This window comes from Actinacidiphila epipremni, assembly GCF_012034175.1.
Taxonomy (GTDB): Bacteria; Actinomycetota; Actinomycetes; order Streptomycetales; family Streptomycetaceae; genus Actinacidiphila; species Actinacidiphila epipremni.
Genome location: NZ_JAATEJ010000004.1, coordinates 21,834 through 35,224 on the forward strand (window position 1 = coordinate 21,834; position 13,391 = coordinate 35,224).

Below are 13,391 nucleotides of genomic sequence, written 5' to 3' on the forward strand. Positions count from 1 at the left end.
CCCACGGGCGGAAAGCCGCCAACGGACGGCGAAAGGCGCCGCGAACCCACCCCCACCGGCCGAAGGCCGCCCGCGGCCGGCGGGAGGGACGGCGTACCTCACCCACCCCCGCCCCCACCGGCGGAAAGCCGCCAACGGACGGCGAAAGGGGCCGCAAACCCACCCCCACCGGCCGAAAGCCACCGGTGGTCGGCGGAAGGGGCTGCGTACCTCACCTACCCCCGCCTCCACCGGCGGAAAGCCGTCAACGGACGGCGAAAGGGGCCGTGAACCCACCCCCACCGGCGAAAGCCACCGGTGGTCGGCGGGAGGGGCTGCGCAACCCACCCTCACCGGCCGAAGGCCGCCCGCGGTCGGCGGGAGGGGCGGCGTACTCCACCCACCCCCGCCCCCACCGGCGGAGAGTCGCCGGCGGTCGGCGGAAGGGGCCGCGTGCTCCACCCTCACCGGCCGAAGGCCGCCCGCGGCCGGCGGGAGGGACGGCGTACCTCACCCACCCCCGCCCCCACCGGCGGAGAGTCGCCGGTGGACGGGCGGGAGGGGGTGATCTGGGGGGTGCCCCCGCAGGACTGCGCACGACGGCCGGGTGCTGGATTCGCCCGGAGGGCAATGTGCGCAGTCCGAGGAGGTGCCCCCCGGAGCGCCCCCGCCCACCCCACCCACCGAACCGAACGCGCCCCACCCGCACCCGCACCTCCCGGCGTTACGTCCCCCGCGCCCGGCTCGTCCAAGAGGTGAACGCAGCGCACGGACGACTCATCCCAAGGAGGGCCTCATGGAGCCTCGGATCAACGCGCTCGGCACCGACGTCGGGCAGAAGTTCGTCAAGCACATCGTCGGAGCCGACCGCGTACTCGCCGGCTCCGCGCTCTCCAACCGCACCAGGGAACTGGTGAACATCCGGGCCAGCCAGATCAACGGCTGCGGCGCCTGCCTCGACATGCACGTCAAGGAGGCGCAGGCAGCCGGCGAGACGCCCCTCCGGCTCGCCCTCGTCGCCGCCTGGCGCGAGACGAGCGTCTTCACGGACGCCGAGCGCGCCGCGCTCGAACTCACCGAAGCGGGCACCCGTTTCGCGGACGGCAGCGGAGTGAGCGACGAGGTGTGGCAGAACGCTGCCAAGCACTACGACGACGAAGAGCTCGCCGCCCTCGTCTTCCAGGTCGGCCTCATCAACATGTTCAACCGGATGAACGTCATCATCCGCCAGCAGGGCGGCGACTACGTCGCCGGGACGGTGCACCGCTGAGGGTTCCACCCAGGGAGCCCGCCGGGGCCGGGGCGCTGCGCCCCGACCCCCTGAACCGCCGCGGACCTACCCGCCGCAGACCAACTGCGTCACGCCATTGCCCGAGCGCGCCGCCGGGTCCGTGGTGACGGTGACGCCGATGTAGGGGCGGTGATTGTCCTGCTTGTAGGGGGTGAGGCGGGCTACGTAGTCGTAGCTCCCGGCTCCCTTGGGGAAGGTCGCAATCTGGGGCGGGTTGATCGTGACCCTGTCCCCACCCCACCGCGAGGCGCTGCGCCACCAGGTGAGGTGGAGGGTCCCGGAGGCGGTGCCGTCGTACGTCACCACGACCTCGGCGCTCGCCGTGCGGTTGTGCGGAACGCACGCGTGGTCGGTGATCGCGACGGACGTGACGTGCGGGCCGGCTGCCGCCGGGGGAGGAGTGGCGGGGGTCTTCGCCGGCTTCGTGGTCGGCGCCGACGCAGCCTTCGAGGGGTGCGTCTTGGGCGGCGCGGTGGTCGTAGGGTCAGCCTCGGGGGACGAGGTCGGCGTGGAGGTCGCGCTCGGCGCCGGCGCGGTCGTGCCCGGTGCGGTGGTAGGAGCCGCGGCGACGGCCTTCGGCGAACTGCTGGCGCTGGGCGTCGACGCCGCGGCGGCCCCGTCGTCCCCACCGGTCGCCACCGCGGTGACGGCAAGCGCCCCAGCCACGACGACCACGGCCGCGACAATCGCCACAACCCGCGCCCGCCGCCCGAACCGCGGCGCCTTCTCCTTCCCGCTACCCTCACCATCGACGGCACCGAAGCCCTGCCGGGCGAGGTACCCGGGTACGGCCGCGGGCGCTGGCACCTGACCCGCGGTGGCCTGCGCCTCGGCGCCGGACGCCTGGCCGGCGACCTCCCCGGCGGGAGCGGACGCCTGCGCGGCAACGCCGGCGGCTTGCGACTGCTCGGCACCCTCGGCCGCCTGAGCCGCGGCCCCAGCTGCGGCAACCACCGCACCCTTCGCCGCAGTCTTCTTCGCCGCCGGCGCCTTCTTCACGGGCGCGGCCTTCTTGGCGGCGGTCCTCTTCTTGCCGGCAGCACCAGCAGCGGCGGTCCTGGCGGCCTGCGCGTCACCCGCACCGGCAGCAGGGGCGGCGGCTGCGTTGCCAGCAGCGGCGGCAGGAGCACCGGCGGCAGCGGCAGCGGGAGCGCCGGCGGCTGGCGCGGAGGCAGCCTTCCGCGGCGGGTTCGCCGCAGCCTTCTTCTGCGCGGCGGTTGCCGTCTTGCGTGTGGTGGCCTTCTTGGCGGCGGCGCTCGTTGCCGCGGTCTGGGCGGAAGCCTCTTGCGGGGGCAGCGGCTGGGCGTCCCCCGCCGAAGTAGTGGGCGCTGCCTTCGGCCGGGCAGCCGCGGCCTTACGCGTGGCGGGCTGCTTCTTGGCAGCGGCGGCGGGCGCGGCCTGCGCAGCCTTCGCGGCACCTGCGGCGGGAGCCGCCTTGCGGGCCTTCGCGGCGGGGGTCGTGGCCTTCTTCGCCGGAGCCTTCCGCGTACCGCCCGCCGTCTTGGCCGCCGCCGGCAGCGGCTGCTTACCCTGCGCCACGTCGCCAGCGGTCGCCGTACCCGGCGCCGCAGCCGCACCGCCACCGGCGGTCGGTGCATCCGGAGTCGCGCCCGACGAACCTGGCGCGGCAACCGCACCCTCGCCCGGCGCCGACGAACCCGGCGCGGCAGCGGCAGCCGTAGGCGCACTCGGCTTTGCGGACGTACCGTCGCCGGCAGACGAAGCACCCGGCGTGGCAGCGGCAGCCGGCGCCGCAGCCGTACCCCGACCGGCAGCCGACGCACCCGGCGCGGCAGCGCTACCGTCCCCCGCGGCGGGGGCACCCGGCGTGGCAGCGGCAGCTGCAGGCGCACCCGGCGTCGCACCCGTACCGTCACCGGCGGTCTGCGCACCCGGCGCGGCAGCCGTCGGCGCACCCGGCGTCGCGGACGCCGCAGCCGGCGCGGCAGCCGTACCCGGCGTCGCAGCCGTACCCCCACCCGCCGCCGGCGCGCCCGGGCGCTTCGCCGGGTCCGGCGGCAGGGTCGGGGAGTTGGGGGATGCCGCCGGAGGTATGCCGTGCTGGTGGTCCACGTGATCCGCCCCTCGCGATGAGCCCTGTGCGGAGGGGACGGCCGTCGTACCCCTCGGTGCCCGGTTTCGTGCTCGGCCTCCTGCCGGCGGCCGGGCCGGGCCGCCGGGGGCTCACGCGCGCCGCGCTGTGAGGGTCACGAGCGTACTGCCCGCGCGCCCGTGCCACCGACCCGGGAGACCGTACCGGAAGGCCCGCCTCCCGGCTCCCGGCAAGGGAGCGGGGAGGCGGGCCCGGAGCTCAACTCAGCGGAGCGCAAGCGCTCCTACCCCACCGGTCTCACGCTCATCCGCCGGCACCAGAAGGCACAGCAGCGAGCACGCCACCGCCGACGACGGCTCCGTCGTCGAATACGCCGTGCCGTGCGGCGAGTTGGCGGGCAAGTAGCTCGCCGACGCCGTGTTCTTCAGCGGCAGCGCCAAGAGCAGCGAGTCGCAGTAGACCTGCCTGCTGCTGCCCGCCGTGAGCGTGAAGGTCCCGGCGGCCGACGAACACGCCCCGACCGCCGGGTCGTTGACGGTGACCTGCGTCGCGTCCACCGGCCCCGCGTCGGTGACGGTGATCCGCCAGTGCGCCGTACCGAGCAGCCCGAGCAGCCCGACCGGGCTGGACTTGACCCAGGGCCCGGGGCCGCCCGGCGTGCAGTCCCGGGGCGCGGCCGACCCGCAGATCTCCTTGACCGCCGTGACGTGCGGCAGGCACGCCGCCCCCGGCGCGACCGGCACGGTCACGGTGTTGGACGTCAGCGCGCCCGACGCGTCCGTGCCGCTCGCGGTGTCGGTCACCTGGCTGGTGGCGCAGTCCGTGCCGACGACCGTCCGCAGGCATATCTGCGGTGCGTCGCCCTGGAAGGCGACGGTCAGGGCCGGCCGCCGCCCGCCCCCGAAGTCGCTCGCGTCGGTGAGGCTCAACCGCACGGTCACCGTGATCGACGGATGCGCCGTCACCGAGATCCCGGACAGGTCCACCGTGCCGTCCGTGCCGAGCACGGGAGTTGCGAGGACCGTGCCGGCGGGGTCGGTCACCACCACGCTGGTCGCCGCCGGGTCGGCGTGCGCGAGGTCCAGGCCGGTCAGCCGCGCCTGCGTGTACGCGGCGGCGTGCCCGGTGCCGCCGCAGGAGAAGTCCGCGGGCGTGAGGGTGACCGAGGCGCCGGTGCGCAGGCAGGGGGAGTTGCCGGTCGCCGGGTCCATCGAGAAGAGGATGCCCGCGTCGCCGAGCCCGTACAGGCAGCGGGTGGTGGCGTCGTACGCGTAGCCGTAGTCGCGGGTGACCCCGCCGTTGACGGCGGGGTGCTGGGCGATCGTCGGGAATCCGGCGCAGGGCGCGGCGTGCGTCCAGCTGTAGCAGACGGTGCCGCCGGCGAGCGTGCCGCCCCACGCGCCGAAGTAACTGCGGTTGTCACCGCCCGCATTGACGACCTCGGGGTTGAACACCAGCGCCCCGGCGGGCAGTGAACCGAGCCCGGTGGCCGGCGCGGCGAGCGGCTCACCGTCCAGCGTGTAGCAACTGGTCACCGGTGCGCCGCCGGTGGTGTTCGCGGTGCACACGCCCTGCGGCTGCCCGGCCGTGTCGTAGGCCACGAACGCGCTGTACGTGTACGCGCCCGGGCCCGGTGCCGCCGGGTGCGGGGTGTCCCAGCCGGCGCAGGTCCCGCCGGTCGCGGGGTCGTAGCAGCCGAGCGCGGTGACGGCGGCGCCGTTCTGCGGCGAGGACGAGGCGTAGACCCGGCCGTCCGCGACGGCCAGCGCGCCCTGGTAGAGCGAGTATGTCGCGCCCGGGGCGTCGTGGTTGGGCGGGACGATCGCGGCGAAGGGCTGGCCGGTGCAGGGGCTGTGCGAGGCCATGTCCATGCACAGCACCTCACCCGTGCCGGCCACGCCGTAGACCTTGCCGCCTACCGTCACCACACCGGCCAGTCCGTTGGCGGCACTTGGCGACCCGGTGGACGACTCCAGCGCCACATAACCGCAGTTGGCGCGGGCGCCGAGGTCGAGGCAGCCGACGCCGACCGAACCGGCCGCGACCGCCGGGTAGTAGACGACGCCGGGCCGGGACGGGTCGGTGACGTACTGCGGGGTGAGGGTGGTGAAGACGTCGCCGGTGCTGCCCGAACCGAGCGGCCCGGCCGTGGTGTTGAGCGGGCGCGGCCAAGGGCCGCCCGGGCAGGGCTGGTTGGTGGACAGGTCGTTGCAGACCAGCGTCGGATCGGCGGGGCCGGTGTGGTGGTAGATGTTCCACGCCTCGACGTCGCCGGAGGGCGCGCGGAAGAGGATCGGCGTGAAGCCGTCGCCGCCGGTGGCGCGGGCCGCTGCCTGTACGGGAGGCAGCAGGTCGCCGCTCAGGGACGTGCCGGTGGCGCTCGCGGTCTGCTGCACGGCCCGGACGACGGAGGTCGCGGCGCCCTGGTCGGTGCCGGCGAAGGTGCTGCCGCCGGTGGACCAGCCGGGCGTCCAGCCGGGCGGCACCCGGAGCGAGCCGGGGACGTAGGTCTGGCCGGCGCCGATGGGGTCGGTGACGGTCGCGGGCGCGGCCGGGTCGGCGCCGCCCGTGCTTCCGCCCGACGTGTGCGCGGGAGCAGTGCCCTGCGCGGCGGCCGGCACCGGCGAACCGGCCGCGGTCGTGGTCGCGCTCGTGCTCGCGACAAGAGCCGCGGAAATCACCGCCGCCGCGACGACCACCGAATGGCGCCGCCGGCTCCGGATCGCGGAACACGCCACCGGCGGCGACGCGGAAAGGGAACGTAAAAGCCGGAGCATCGGTGTCCCTGCCTCCTCCTCGGTGCGCACGGGCGCCGTCCCGGCCCGCGCGCGAACACGGTAGGGCAGGTGAGAGGCCCTGGGTCACTCGAAAGAAGCAAAGGGAAGGGGCGGTGAAAGCTATTCTCCGGGTACTTTCGAAAGGCACCGGAAGGCACCGCTCCGGCGACCGCTTTCCGACCGCATCCGCCCGCGGGAAACGCGCGGGAGCCGGGGCGTACGACCCGCGTACGGGAAAGCCATTGCGTGCTTCGCCCGCGTGTGTGGCCGCCGAAATCACGCCCCCGCTTCCGGACCGCTTCCGGACCCCTTCCCGACCGCCTCCGGCCGCCGACCCAAGTCGCCCCCGCTCGCACCGAAACGGCGGCCGGGGGCGTACCGCATTACGCCGGCGCGGCCTCAGTCGTACCGCCGAACGGTTGAACCCGACCCGCCATTGGAGTGAAACGCGGAGAGTGCAGCACGAGTACCGGTCTGCGCGGGCACACGGTGGGCATAGGGCGGGTGACCTGCCGGAACAGTGCGGAGGACACCTGCCGAAGCGGGAGGTGAGCCGTGATCACCAATGGGTTGTGGCGGACCGTGCAACGGGCCATCGAGGCTCCCGAGTTGACGATCCGGTTGATTGCCATTCTGGTCACCATGGGGACATGCGCGGCGGTATTCGCCTGGCTCTGGAGAGCCTGACCCCCGCGCCCGTGCCCACACCCGCCGCGGTCCGGCCCGTCCGGCCCGCGGCGGGTCGTCCACAGCCTGTGGACGGTCGTCCCGGGGCGCGCCACCCGGCGCGCCGCACGCCGGGACCGGGGCCGCGGACCTTCGGTCCACGAGCCCAACTGCCCTGCCCCACAACGAAATTGGAGCCGTCAGGCGCCCCTGGCATAGTCAGCCCCATGCTCATGGACACCGACCCCTTCTGGATCCTCATCGAGGGCTCCGGGCGGCACGGGTTCGGGGGCGACACGCGCGACAGCCGGCTGCGCGACACCCTCGCCGGCCGGCCCGGCTGCGACATCGTCCGCTTCCAGGCGTGCCTGGACGCCCTCACCGACCAGGCGCTGACCTGGGACCTGTGGGCGGCGGCCGACCGGATCTTCGGCGGCTGGTGCCCCGACGACGCCTTCCGCTCCTTCCAGCACTGGATGATGGGCCTGGGGCGGGCCGTCTTCGAGGCCGCCGTCAACGACCCGGACGTCCTCGGCTACGCCCCCGAGGTGCTGCGGCTGGCCGGCTGCCCGAGGGCGCAGTGGACCGCCGAGGACGCGCCCGGCTGGCCGACCCTCGACACGATCGGCCTTCAGGCGTACGAGCTCGCCACCGGCCCCTCCGACGACTTCGGCGACGCCTTCTACGCCGCCGTACGCGCCGCCCGCCGCGCCATGGCCTGCACGCGGCAGCCCGCCCCCGCCGCGGGCGGCACCGGCCCCTCCGGCCGCCGCTGGTCGGCCGGCGACGAGGCCGAGGCCGCCCGCCGCCTCCCGCGGCTGAGCGTCCTGTTCCCCCTGGACGTCCCCTTGGGCGTCCCCCTCGACGCCCCTCCCGGCGTCGTCCCGCCCGGACCCCGCGCCGAGCCGTACCCGCACGGGCGGCCGGACGGCGGGACCGGCGCCGTCAGACCCCGTTGACCAGCCGGATGTAGCGCACCCAGTCCCAGTTCGGCCCCGGGTCGGTGTGGTCGGTGCCGGGCACCTGGTAGTGGCCGATGATGTGGGCGCGGTCCTTCGGGATCCCGTACTTGTCGCAGATCGACGCCGTCAGCGCCGCCGAGGCGTGGTACATCGCGGTGGTGAAGTACGACGGCTGGTCGACCCAGCCCTCGTGCTCGATGCCGATGCTGCGGGTGTTGTAGTCCCAGTTCCCCGCGTGCCAGGCGATGTCGTGCTCGCGCACGCACTGGTCGATCGCGCCGTCCGCGGACCGCACGACGTAGTGCGCGGCGGCGGCGTGCGCCGGGTCCTGGAAGAGCTTGATGGTGTCGCTGAAGGTCTCCTGGGTGACGTGGATGACGACCAGCTGGACGGGGTAGCTGGTGGGGCGGTTGGACGCGGTGTAGTTGCCGGTGCTGGCCGGCGCCCAGGTCGCCGACGGGTAGTCGACGGCGGAGGCCGCCGGGGCGGCGTGCGGCCCGGCGTGCGGGGACGTGTGCCCTCCGGCGTACGGGCCTGCGTGCGGTCCGGCGTGCGGGCCTGCGGGCCGTACCCGGCCGGCGGCGGCATGTGCGGCGCCGGCGGACCAGAGGTCGGCGGCCAGGCCCGCGGTGGCGGCGGCGCCGAGGCCGAGGCCGCCGCGCAGCAGCGAACGGCGGCTGGGCGCCGCGGAGTCGGGGCGATGCATCGGGGCTCCCTGAAGCGTCATGGTGTGGACGAGTGCATGACAAAGACATCGGGCCCGCCCATCGTGCGGCCCGTGCCCCCGGCGTGCCAAGCGGTTCGCGCATTGGCACAGGTTCAGACCACTGGCACCTCACCGGCCGGGTGGCCGGCCGGGCGGTGCCGTGGCCGCGGATATCAGCCGCCCGTGCGCGCTCCCGGGGCCGCCCCGGCGTACTCCCGTCGCCATGCCCCGCGCCCCTCTGCTTCCGCTCGCCGTCGCCGGCTCACCACCCGTAGCCATGCCTCCCCTTTTCGGTAACAACTGACACACGCTCACGTCACCGCCCGGCCACGCCGCTTGTCCGGTTCGTCCCGTCAAGTCATACCCTGCCCGTTTGCTTCCCACCCCGAACTCTCCCGTTCGGCTTGGAAAACCTCCCCGGCTCTATTAACGTTCGATAACGCAGCGCGGTCGTCACTGCCGCCGACAGGCGGCACCGTGCGCTTGCCGAATCCCGTCCGCGGGAACCGGGGACCCGCCCTTCCGTCACCCACGGAAGGGGTCCAATGGGGTGAATCGGGGGGCCGAAAGGCAACCCGTAGGAGACCTTCCTGCTCCGAACCCGTCAGCTAACCCGGTAGGCGAGAAGGAAGGAAAGGAGTGCGCCCCCGTGGCGTCCAACCAGCCTGCCTACGCCCCTACTCCGGTGGCCGAGCCGACCGGGCAGTGGTCCTTCGGGGAGCCGGACGCGGCCCTCGTCCTCGACGGCGACCCCGCGGGCGCCGCACCCCGCATCCAGCGCCTTCCCCGCCAGCGCACCGGCCTGCCCGGCCTCGGCGGCGCGGCCGTCGGCTCCACCGTGCTCGGCATCGCGGCGATGGCCGCGGTCGGCGCCGGCGGGGTCGCCGCGGCGGCCGAGGCGCCCGCCGCCACGCCGATAACCGTCGCGGACACCCCGCTCGCCCCCGAGCCGCTGCCGGCCGCCGCGCCCCGGCCCGCGCAGGCCACGACGGCCGCGACGGGCACGCTCACCGCCCCGGCCGCCACCGCCGCCGCGACGCTCACCGCGCCGGCCCCCGCGCCCGCCGAGGCCGAACCCGGGCCCGCGCCCGCCGCCGAGCCGGCGCCCGCCGGCACCGAGCCCGCCGCGGCCCCGGCTGCCCCGGCCGCCCCCGCCGCCAGCCCCGGCGACGTGCTCTGCCACCGCATCATCGCCCAGGTCACCCGGCAGCGTGAGGCCGCCGAGCAGGCCAAGCGCGACGCCGCCGCCGCGCTCGCGGCGAAGGAGGCCGCGGCCCGCAAGGTCCGCGAGCAGGCCGCCGCCGCCAAGGCCGAAGCCGAGGCGAAGGCCAAGGCCGCCGCCGAAGCCGCCGCCCAGGCCGAGGCGGAGCGGCTGACCCACCTCGCCGCCTCCTACGTACGGCCGATGGCCTCGTACACCCTGACCACCGCCTTCGGCGAGTCCGGCAACATGTGGGCCACCCACACCGGCCAGGACTTCGCCGCGCCCACCGGCACCCCGGTCCACGCCGTCCACACCGGCACGGTCACCTCGGCCGGCTGGGCGGGCTCGTACGGCTACCGCGTCGTGCTCACCCTCGACGACGGCACCGAGCTCTGGTACTGCCACCTTTCCACGATGGTCGCCACGTCCGGTAAGGTCACCACTGGCGACACGATCGGCAGGGTCGGAGCCACCGGCAACGCGCCGGACCCGCACCTGCACCTCGAAGTACGCCCCGACGGCGGTGCCCCGGTCGACCCGGTGCCGTGGCTGTACGGCCACGACGTCGCCGTCTGAACGCACCGCCCGCACGCACGTAGCGGACACGTCCGCTGCGCCCTAGGCTCTGACGCACGCAAGGCTTTTCCGCACACCGGAGCGGGTTCCGATCCCGCCCCACGCACCGCCCAGCACCACACGGGCCGACCCCCGGGCGCAAGCCCGGCGGCCTCCACGGACCGCCGCGGCCCCGGCGTTCACCCCCCCCGACGCCGGGGCCGTCGGCATGTCAGCCGCCGGCCGTGACGCTCCCCGCGGGCTCCCCGCTCTCCGGCGTGCTCTCCTCCGCGCTCTCCCGCGCCGCGAAACCGGCCGCGAAGCCCACCAGCGCCACCAGGTCCGCCCGGTCCTGCGCCCCGTCCAGCGCGCGGTACTCGACGGCCGCGAGGATCGCCATCCGCTCCGTCAGCCCCCACCGCGGATGCGGGTCCGCGGCGATCAGCTCGGCCGCCAGCACCGGCAGCGGCCGGCCCGCCGCGTGCCCGCGGTGGATCGCCTCGCGCAGGTCCAGCAGGTAGTCGGCGTAGACCCGCACCTCCTGCGGCGTCATCACCAGCCCGTGGCCCGGCACGACGATCCGCGGCCCGCACGCCAGGATGCGCTCGCACGCCCGGTGCACCGACTCCAACGGCCCCGCCCAGTGCACCGGGTGGTCCTCGTGGAAGACCACGTCCCCCGCGCACACCACACCCTCCTCGGGGAGGTGCACGATGAGGTCGCCGGCCGTGTGCGCGGGCCCCACCTCGATCAGCCGCACCGCCGATCCGCCGACGTCCAGGTCGAGTTCACCGCTGAACGTACGGGTCGGGTGGGTGGGCGAGGTGACGCCGAAGTCGCCGTAGCGCGCGAAGTGCCGCTTCATGTACGCCCCGAGGACCGTCGCCGGGTCCGCGGCGGCCACCAGCCCGGCCAGCACGGCAGGTTCCGGCTCCGCGCACAGGTGCTCGCCGTTGGCCTCGGTGGCGATGATCTCGGCGCCGGGGAAGAGGCCGTTGCCGTACGAATGGTCGCCGTTGCCATGGGTGTTGACGACCGTACGGACGACCGGGGCGCCCGGGAGCCCGGCGACCAGGTCCTGGAGATGCCGCGTCATGCCGGCGGTGTACGGGGTGTCGACCAGCAGCGCGGTGGCCGGGCCGTCCGTGCCGCGCCGCCCGGTCACCAGCACGCAGTTGGCCAGGCCCCACGTGGCGTGGCCGTCCGGGAGCCAGGCGTGGATGTTCGGTGTCAGCGCCCGCAGCTCGTGCGGCAGAGGGAAGTTCATAGGGTCACATTGTGCTGCCCGGCGGCACGTACCGGCTCCTGCGGGCCGTACGCGGGCCCACCCGTCCCGTACGCCCCGGCGCCCGCTCCCGGCCCGTACGCCCCCGTCCCCGGCCCGTGCGGGGCCTCCTGCGGGTCCACCGGGCCGTGCGCGGGCGCGGATATCGCCGGGCCGTGCTGCGGTTTGTCGCCCTGGTCGAACAGCACGAACATCAGCCGCCCGCCCGGCACCCCGAACGGGCCCGCGGTGCACAACGTCGCCCACCCCGGCCCCAGTTCGGCGTGCACCACCGGCAGCGCGTTCTCCGCCCGCGGCCCGATGTACTCCGCGGTCGGCGTCTGGAGATACCGCGCCACCACCGGGTCGCGCCCGGCGTCCGCGTGCAGCTGCGCCAGCGTCCGGTTGTGCGGGTGCGCCACGACCGCGGCCCGCAACTGCGGGACCAGGCGCGGCAGCCAGCTGCGCTCCCAGTCGCCGAGCGTCTCGCGCGCCTCGGGGTGCAGCAGCATCCAGCGCATCGTGTTGCCCGGCACCTCGCGCCGCTTGAACAGCCGCGCGAAGGCCGCGTTGTAGGCCACCACGTCCCACGCGGCGTCGTTGACGTACGCCATCTCGCGCGAGCCGCGCAGCACCCGCTCCCACGGCCGCGGCACCGCCCGCCCCAGCTGCGGGTCCAGCCGGTAGGCGGGCGGCAGCCCCGTGGCGTAGAGGACCAGCGCCTCCCACTCGTGGTCGGACAGGTGCAGGATGCGTGCGATGGGCTCCAGCAGCTGCGTCTCGATCGCGGCGAGCCGGCCGCGCTCGACGTAGCCGTACTTGTGCTCCGGCCAGCCCAGCAGCCGCGTCATGTGCTCGTGCGTGAGCCCGGCGACCTTGCGACCGCGCGGGTCGGCGCGCGGGGCCAGGCCGAACTCCGCCGGGTCGACGCGTGCCCGGGCCCGGGCGAGCAGCGTCTGCATCGCCTCGCGGTCGCGCACTGCCCTCACGGCTCCCTTCCGCCCCGCCCCGACCTGCCGTGTGCGGTCGGCCCTGCCATGTGCGGCCGGGCCCGTCACAGGTCCCGGGGGTCGACCTCCCGGGCGAGCTTGTACCCGGCCTCGAAACGGCTGCCGGCGTCGAGCCGTTCCATCAGCGCGGCCATCACCGACTGTACGTCCGGGGTGGTGATACCCAGCTTCCGGGCGATCCTGTCATCGCTGTAGCCGTTGGTCATCAGCCGGATGACGGCGCGCTCGCGCTCGCCGAGCTGCGCGTGGTGCGGGCCCGGCGAGGTGCGCGACAGCGGGGTCGCGCGCTGCCAGTACGAGTCGTATATCGCGCCGAACGACGCGGCCAGCAGCTGCCCGGTGACCCGCACCAGCGGCGGCTCCTCGCAGTCCCGCGCGGACGGCCTGGCCGCCAGGCACACCGTCTGCCCGTCGAAGACCAGCAGGTCGTGCGGCACATGGTCCAGCACCCGCACGCTCACCCCGGTGTCCGACACCTGCCGCAACCGCGCCGCCTGCTCCGGCTCGGCCAGCAGCGCCCGCGGATACATCGCCCGCACCCGCACCCCGCGGGCCGCCATCGCCGCCGACGCCTCCACCTCCGGCTGCCCCGGCCCCTTGGTCAGCATCCCGTCCGCCGACTCCAGCACCGAGCCGGTCATCTCGTAGAGCATGCACTCGTACGACTCCTGCGGGCGCGGATACTGCTCCACGACCAACTGCTCGCGCCGCCCGCCCGCCGCCAACCGGAAGACCGAGGTCGGCGTATGCCCCACCCACCCGGCCCCTGCCCCGTACCTCGCCCCTGACGTCGCCTTCGGCTGCACTGGCCTGAACCTCCTGCTCGTGTCGGCTGCCCCGCGCGGCACACCGCCTCCGCCCGGACGTGTACGAGCCCCCGTGATCCGTCTGTCGACCCGTCAGATACAGAGTGTTACAGGGGTG

General features: G+C 75.0%; 9 protein-coding genes and 1 riboswitch. Of the genes, 3 read left to right on the forward strand and 6 right to left on the reverse strand.

Annotated features, from left to right (window positions below; all coding sequences use genetic code 11):
• Positions 1-775 precede the first annotated feature (775 nt).
• Positions 776-1,249, forward strand: coding sequence for a carboxymuconolactone decarboxylase family protein (locus HCN08_RS07345; RefSeq protein ID WP_167982102.1), 474 nt, complete (start codon positions 776-778; stop codon positions 1,247-1,249).
• A 66-nt stretch (positions 1,250-1,315) separates the two neighbouring features.
• Here the strand turns inward: HCN08_RS07345 and HCN08_RS07350 are convergent, their stop codons facing one another.
• On the reverse strand, positions 1,316-2,809 hold the full coding sequence (locus tag HCN08_RS07350; RefSeq protein ID WP_167982103.1) for a hypothetical protein: 1,494 nt from the start codon (positions 2,807-2,809) through the stop codon (positions 1,316-1,318).
• Positions 2,810-3,586: 777 nt separating this feature from the next.
• A complete protein-coding gene (locus HCN08_RS07355; protein ID WP_206318506.1) occupies positions 3,587-6,022 on the reverse strand; it encodes a DUF7617 domain-containing protein in 2,436 nt (811 codons plus the stop codon).
• 971 nt (positions 6,023-6,993) lie between these two features.
• Between HCN08_RS07355 and HCN08_RS07360 the strand changes: the two genes are divergently transcribed.
• Positions 6,994-7,725, forward strand: coding sequence for a DUF4240 domain-containing protein (locus HCN08_RS07360; RefSeq protein WP_240969874.1), 732 nt, complete (start codon positions 6,994-6,996; stop codon positions 7,723-7,725).
• Here HCN08_RS07360 and HCN08_RS07365 read toward each other — a convergent pair.
• A complete protein-coding gene (locus tag HCN08_RS07365; protein WP_167982104.1) occupies positions 7,712-8,434 on the reverse strand; it encodes an N-acetylmuramoyl-L-alanine amidase in 723 nt (240 codons plus the stop codon). The genes HCN08_RS07360 and HCN08_RS07365 overlap by 14 nt on opposite strands.
• A 474-nt stretch (positions 8,435-8,908) precedes the next feature.
• Positions 8,909-9,072: riboswitch (cyclic di-AMP (ydaO/yuaA leader) on the forward strand.
• A gap of 11 nt (positions 9,073-9,083) precedes the next feature.
• On the opposite strand from HCN08_RS07365, the gene HCN08_RS07370 reads away from it, so the two are divergent.
• Entirely contained in the window at positions 9,084-10,214 is a 1,131-nt protein-coding gene (locus HCN08_RS07370; RefSeq protein WP_167982105.1) for a M23 family metallopeptidase, read from the forward strand.
• 211 nt (positions 10,215-10,425) lie between these two features.
• Here the strand turns inward: HCN08_RS07370 and HCN08_RS36065 are convergent, their stop codons facing one another.
• The 3 genes from HCN08_RS36065 to HCN08_RS36070 form a co-directional block, all read right to left on the reverse strand.
• On the reverse strand, positions 10,426-11,460 hold the full coding sequence (locus HCN08_RS36065; protein WP_167982106.1) for an MBL fold metallo-hydrolase: 1,035 nt from the start codon (positions 11,458-11,460) through the stop codon (positions 10,426-10,428).
• Positions 11,457-12,446, reverse strand: coding sequence for an MmyB family transcriptional regulator (locus HCN08_RS36440; RefSeq protein WP_167982107.1), 990 nt, complete (start codon positions 12,444-12,446; stop codon positions 11,457-11,459). The genes HCN08_RS36065 and HCN08_RS36440 overlap by 4 nt, the downstream gene beginning before the upstream one ends.
• A gap of 65 nt (positions 12,447-12,511) precedes the next feature.
• On the reverse strand, positions 12,512-13,222 hold the full coding sequence (locus HCN08_RS36070) for a helix-turn-helix transcriptional regulator (RefSeq protein WP_167982108.1): 711 nt from the start codon (positions 13,220-13,222) through the stop codon (positions 12,512-12,514).
• Positions 13,223-13,391: the final 169 nt, after the last annotated feature.

What these genes read in the sequence shown, in the direction of transcription:
- HCN08_RS36065 (WP_167982106.1), bottom strand. Translation starts at nt 11,460, where the DNA reads ATGAACTTCCCTCTGCCGCACGAGCTGCGGGCGCTGACACCGAACATC.
- HCN08_RS07345 (WP_167982102.1), top strand. Translation starts at nt 776, where the DNA reads ATGGAGCCTCGGATCAACGCGCTCGGCACCGACGTCGGGCAGAAGTTC.
- HCN08_RS07365 (WP_167982104.1), bottom strand. Translation starts at nt 8,434, where the DNA reads ATGCATCGCCCCGACTCCGCGGCGCCCAGCCGCCGTTCGCTGCTGCGC.
- HCN08_RS07360 (WP_240969874.1), top strand. Translation starts at nt 6,994, where the DNA reads ATGCTCATGGACACCGACCCCTTCTGGATCCTCATCGAGGGCTCCGGG.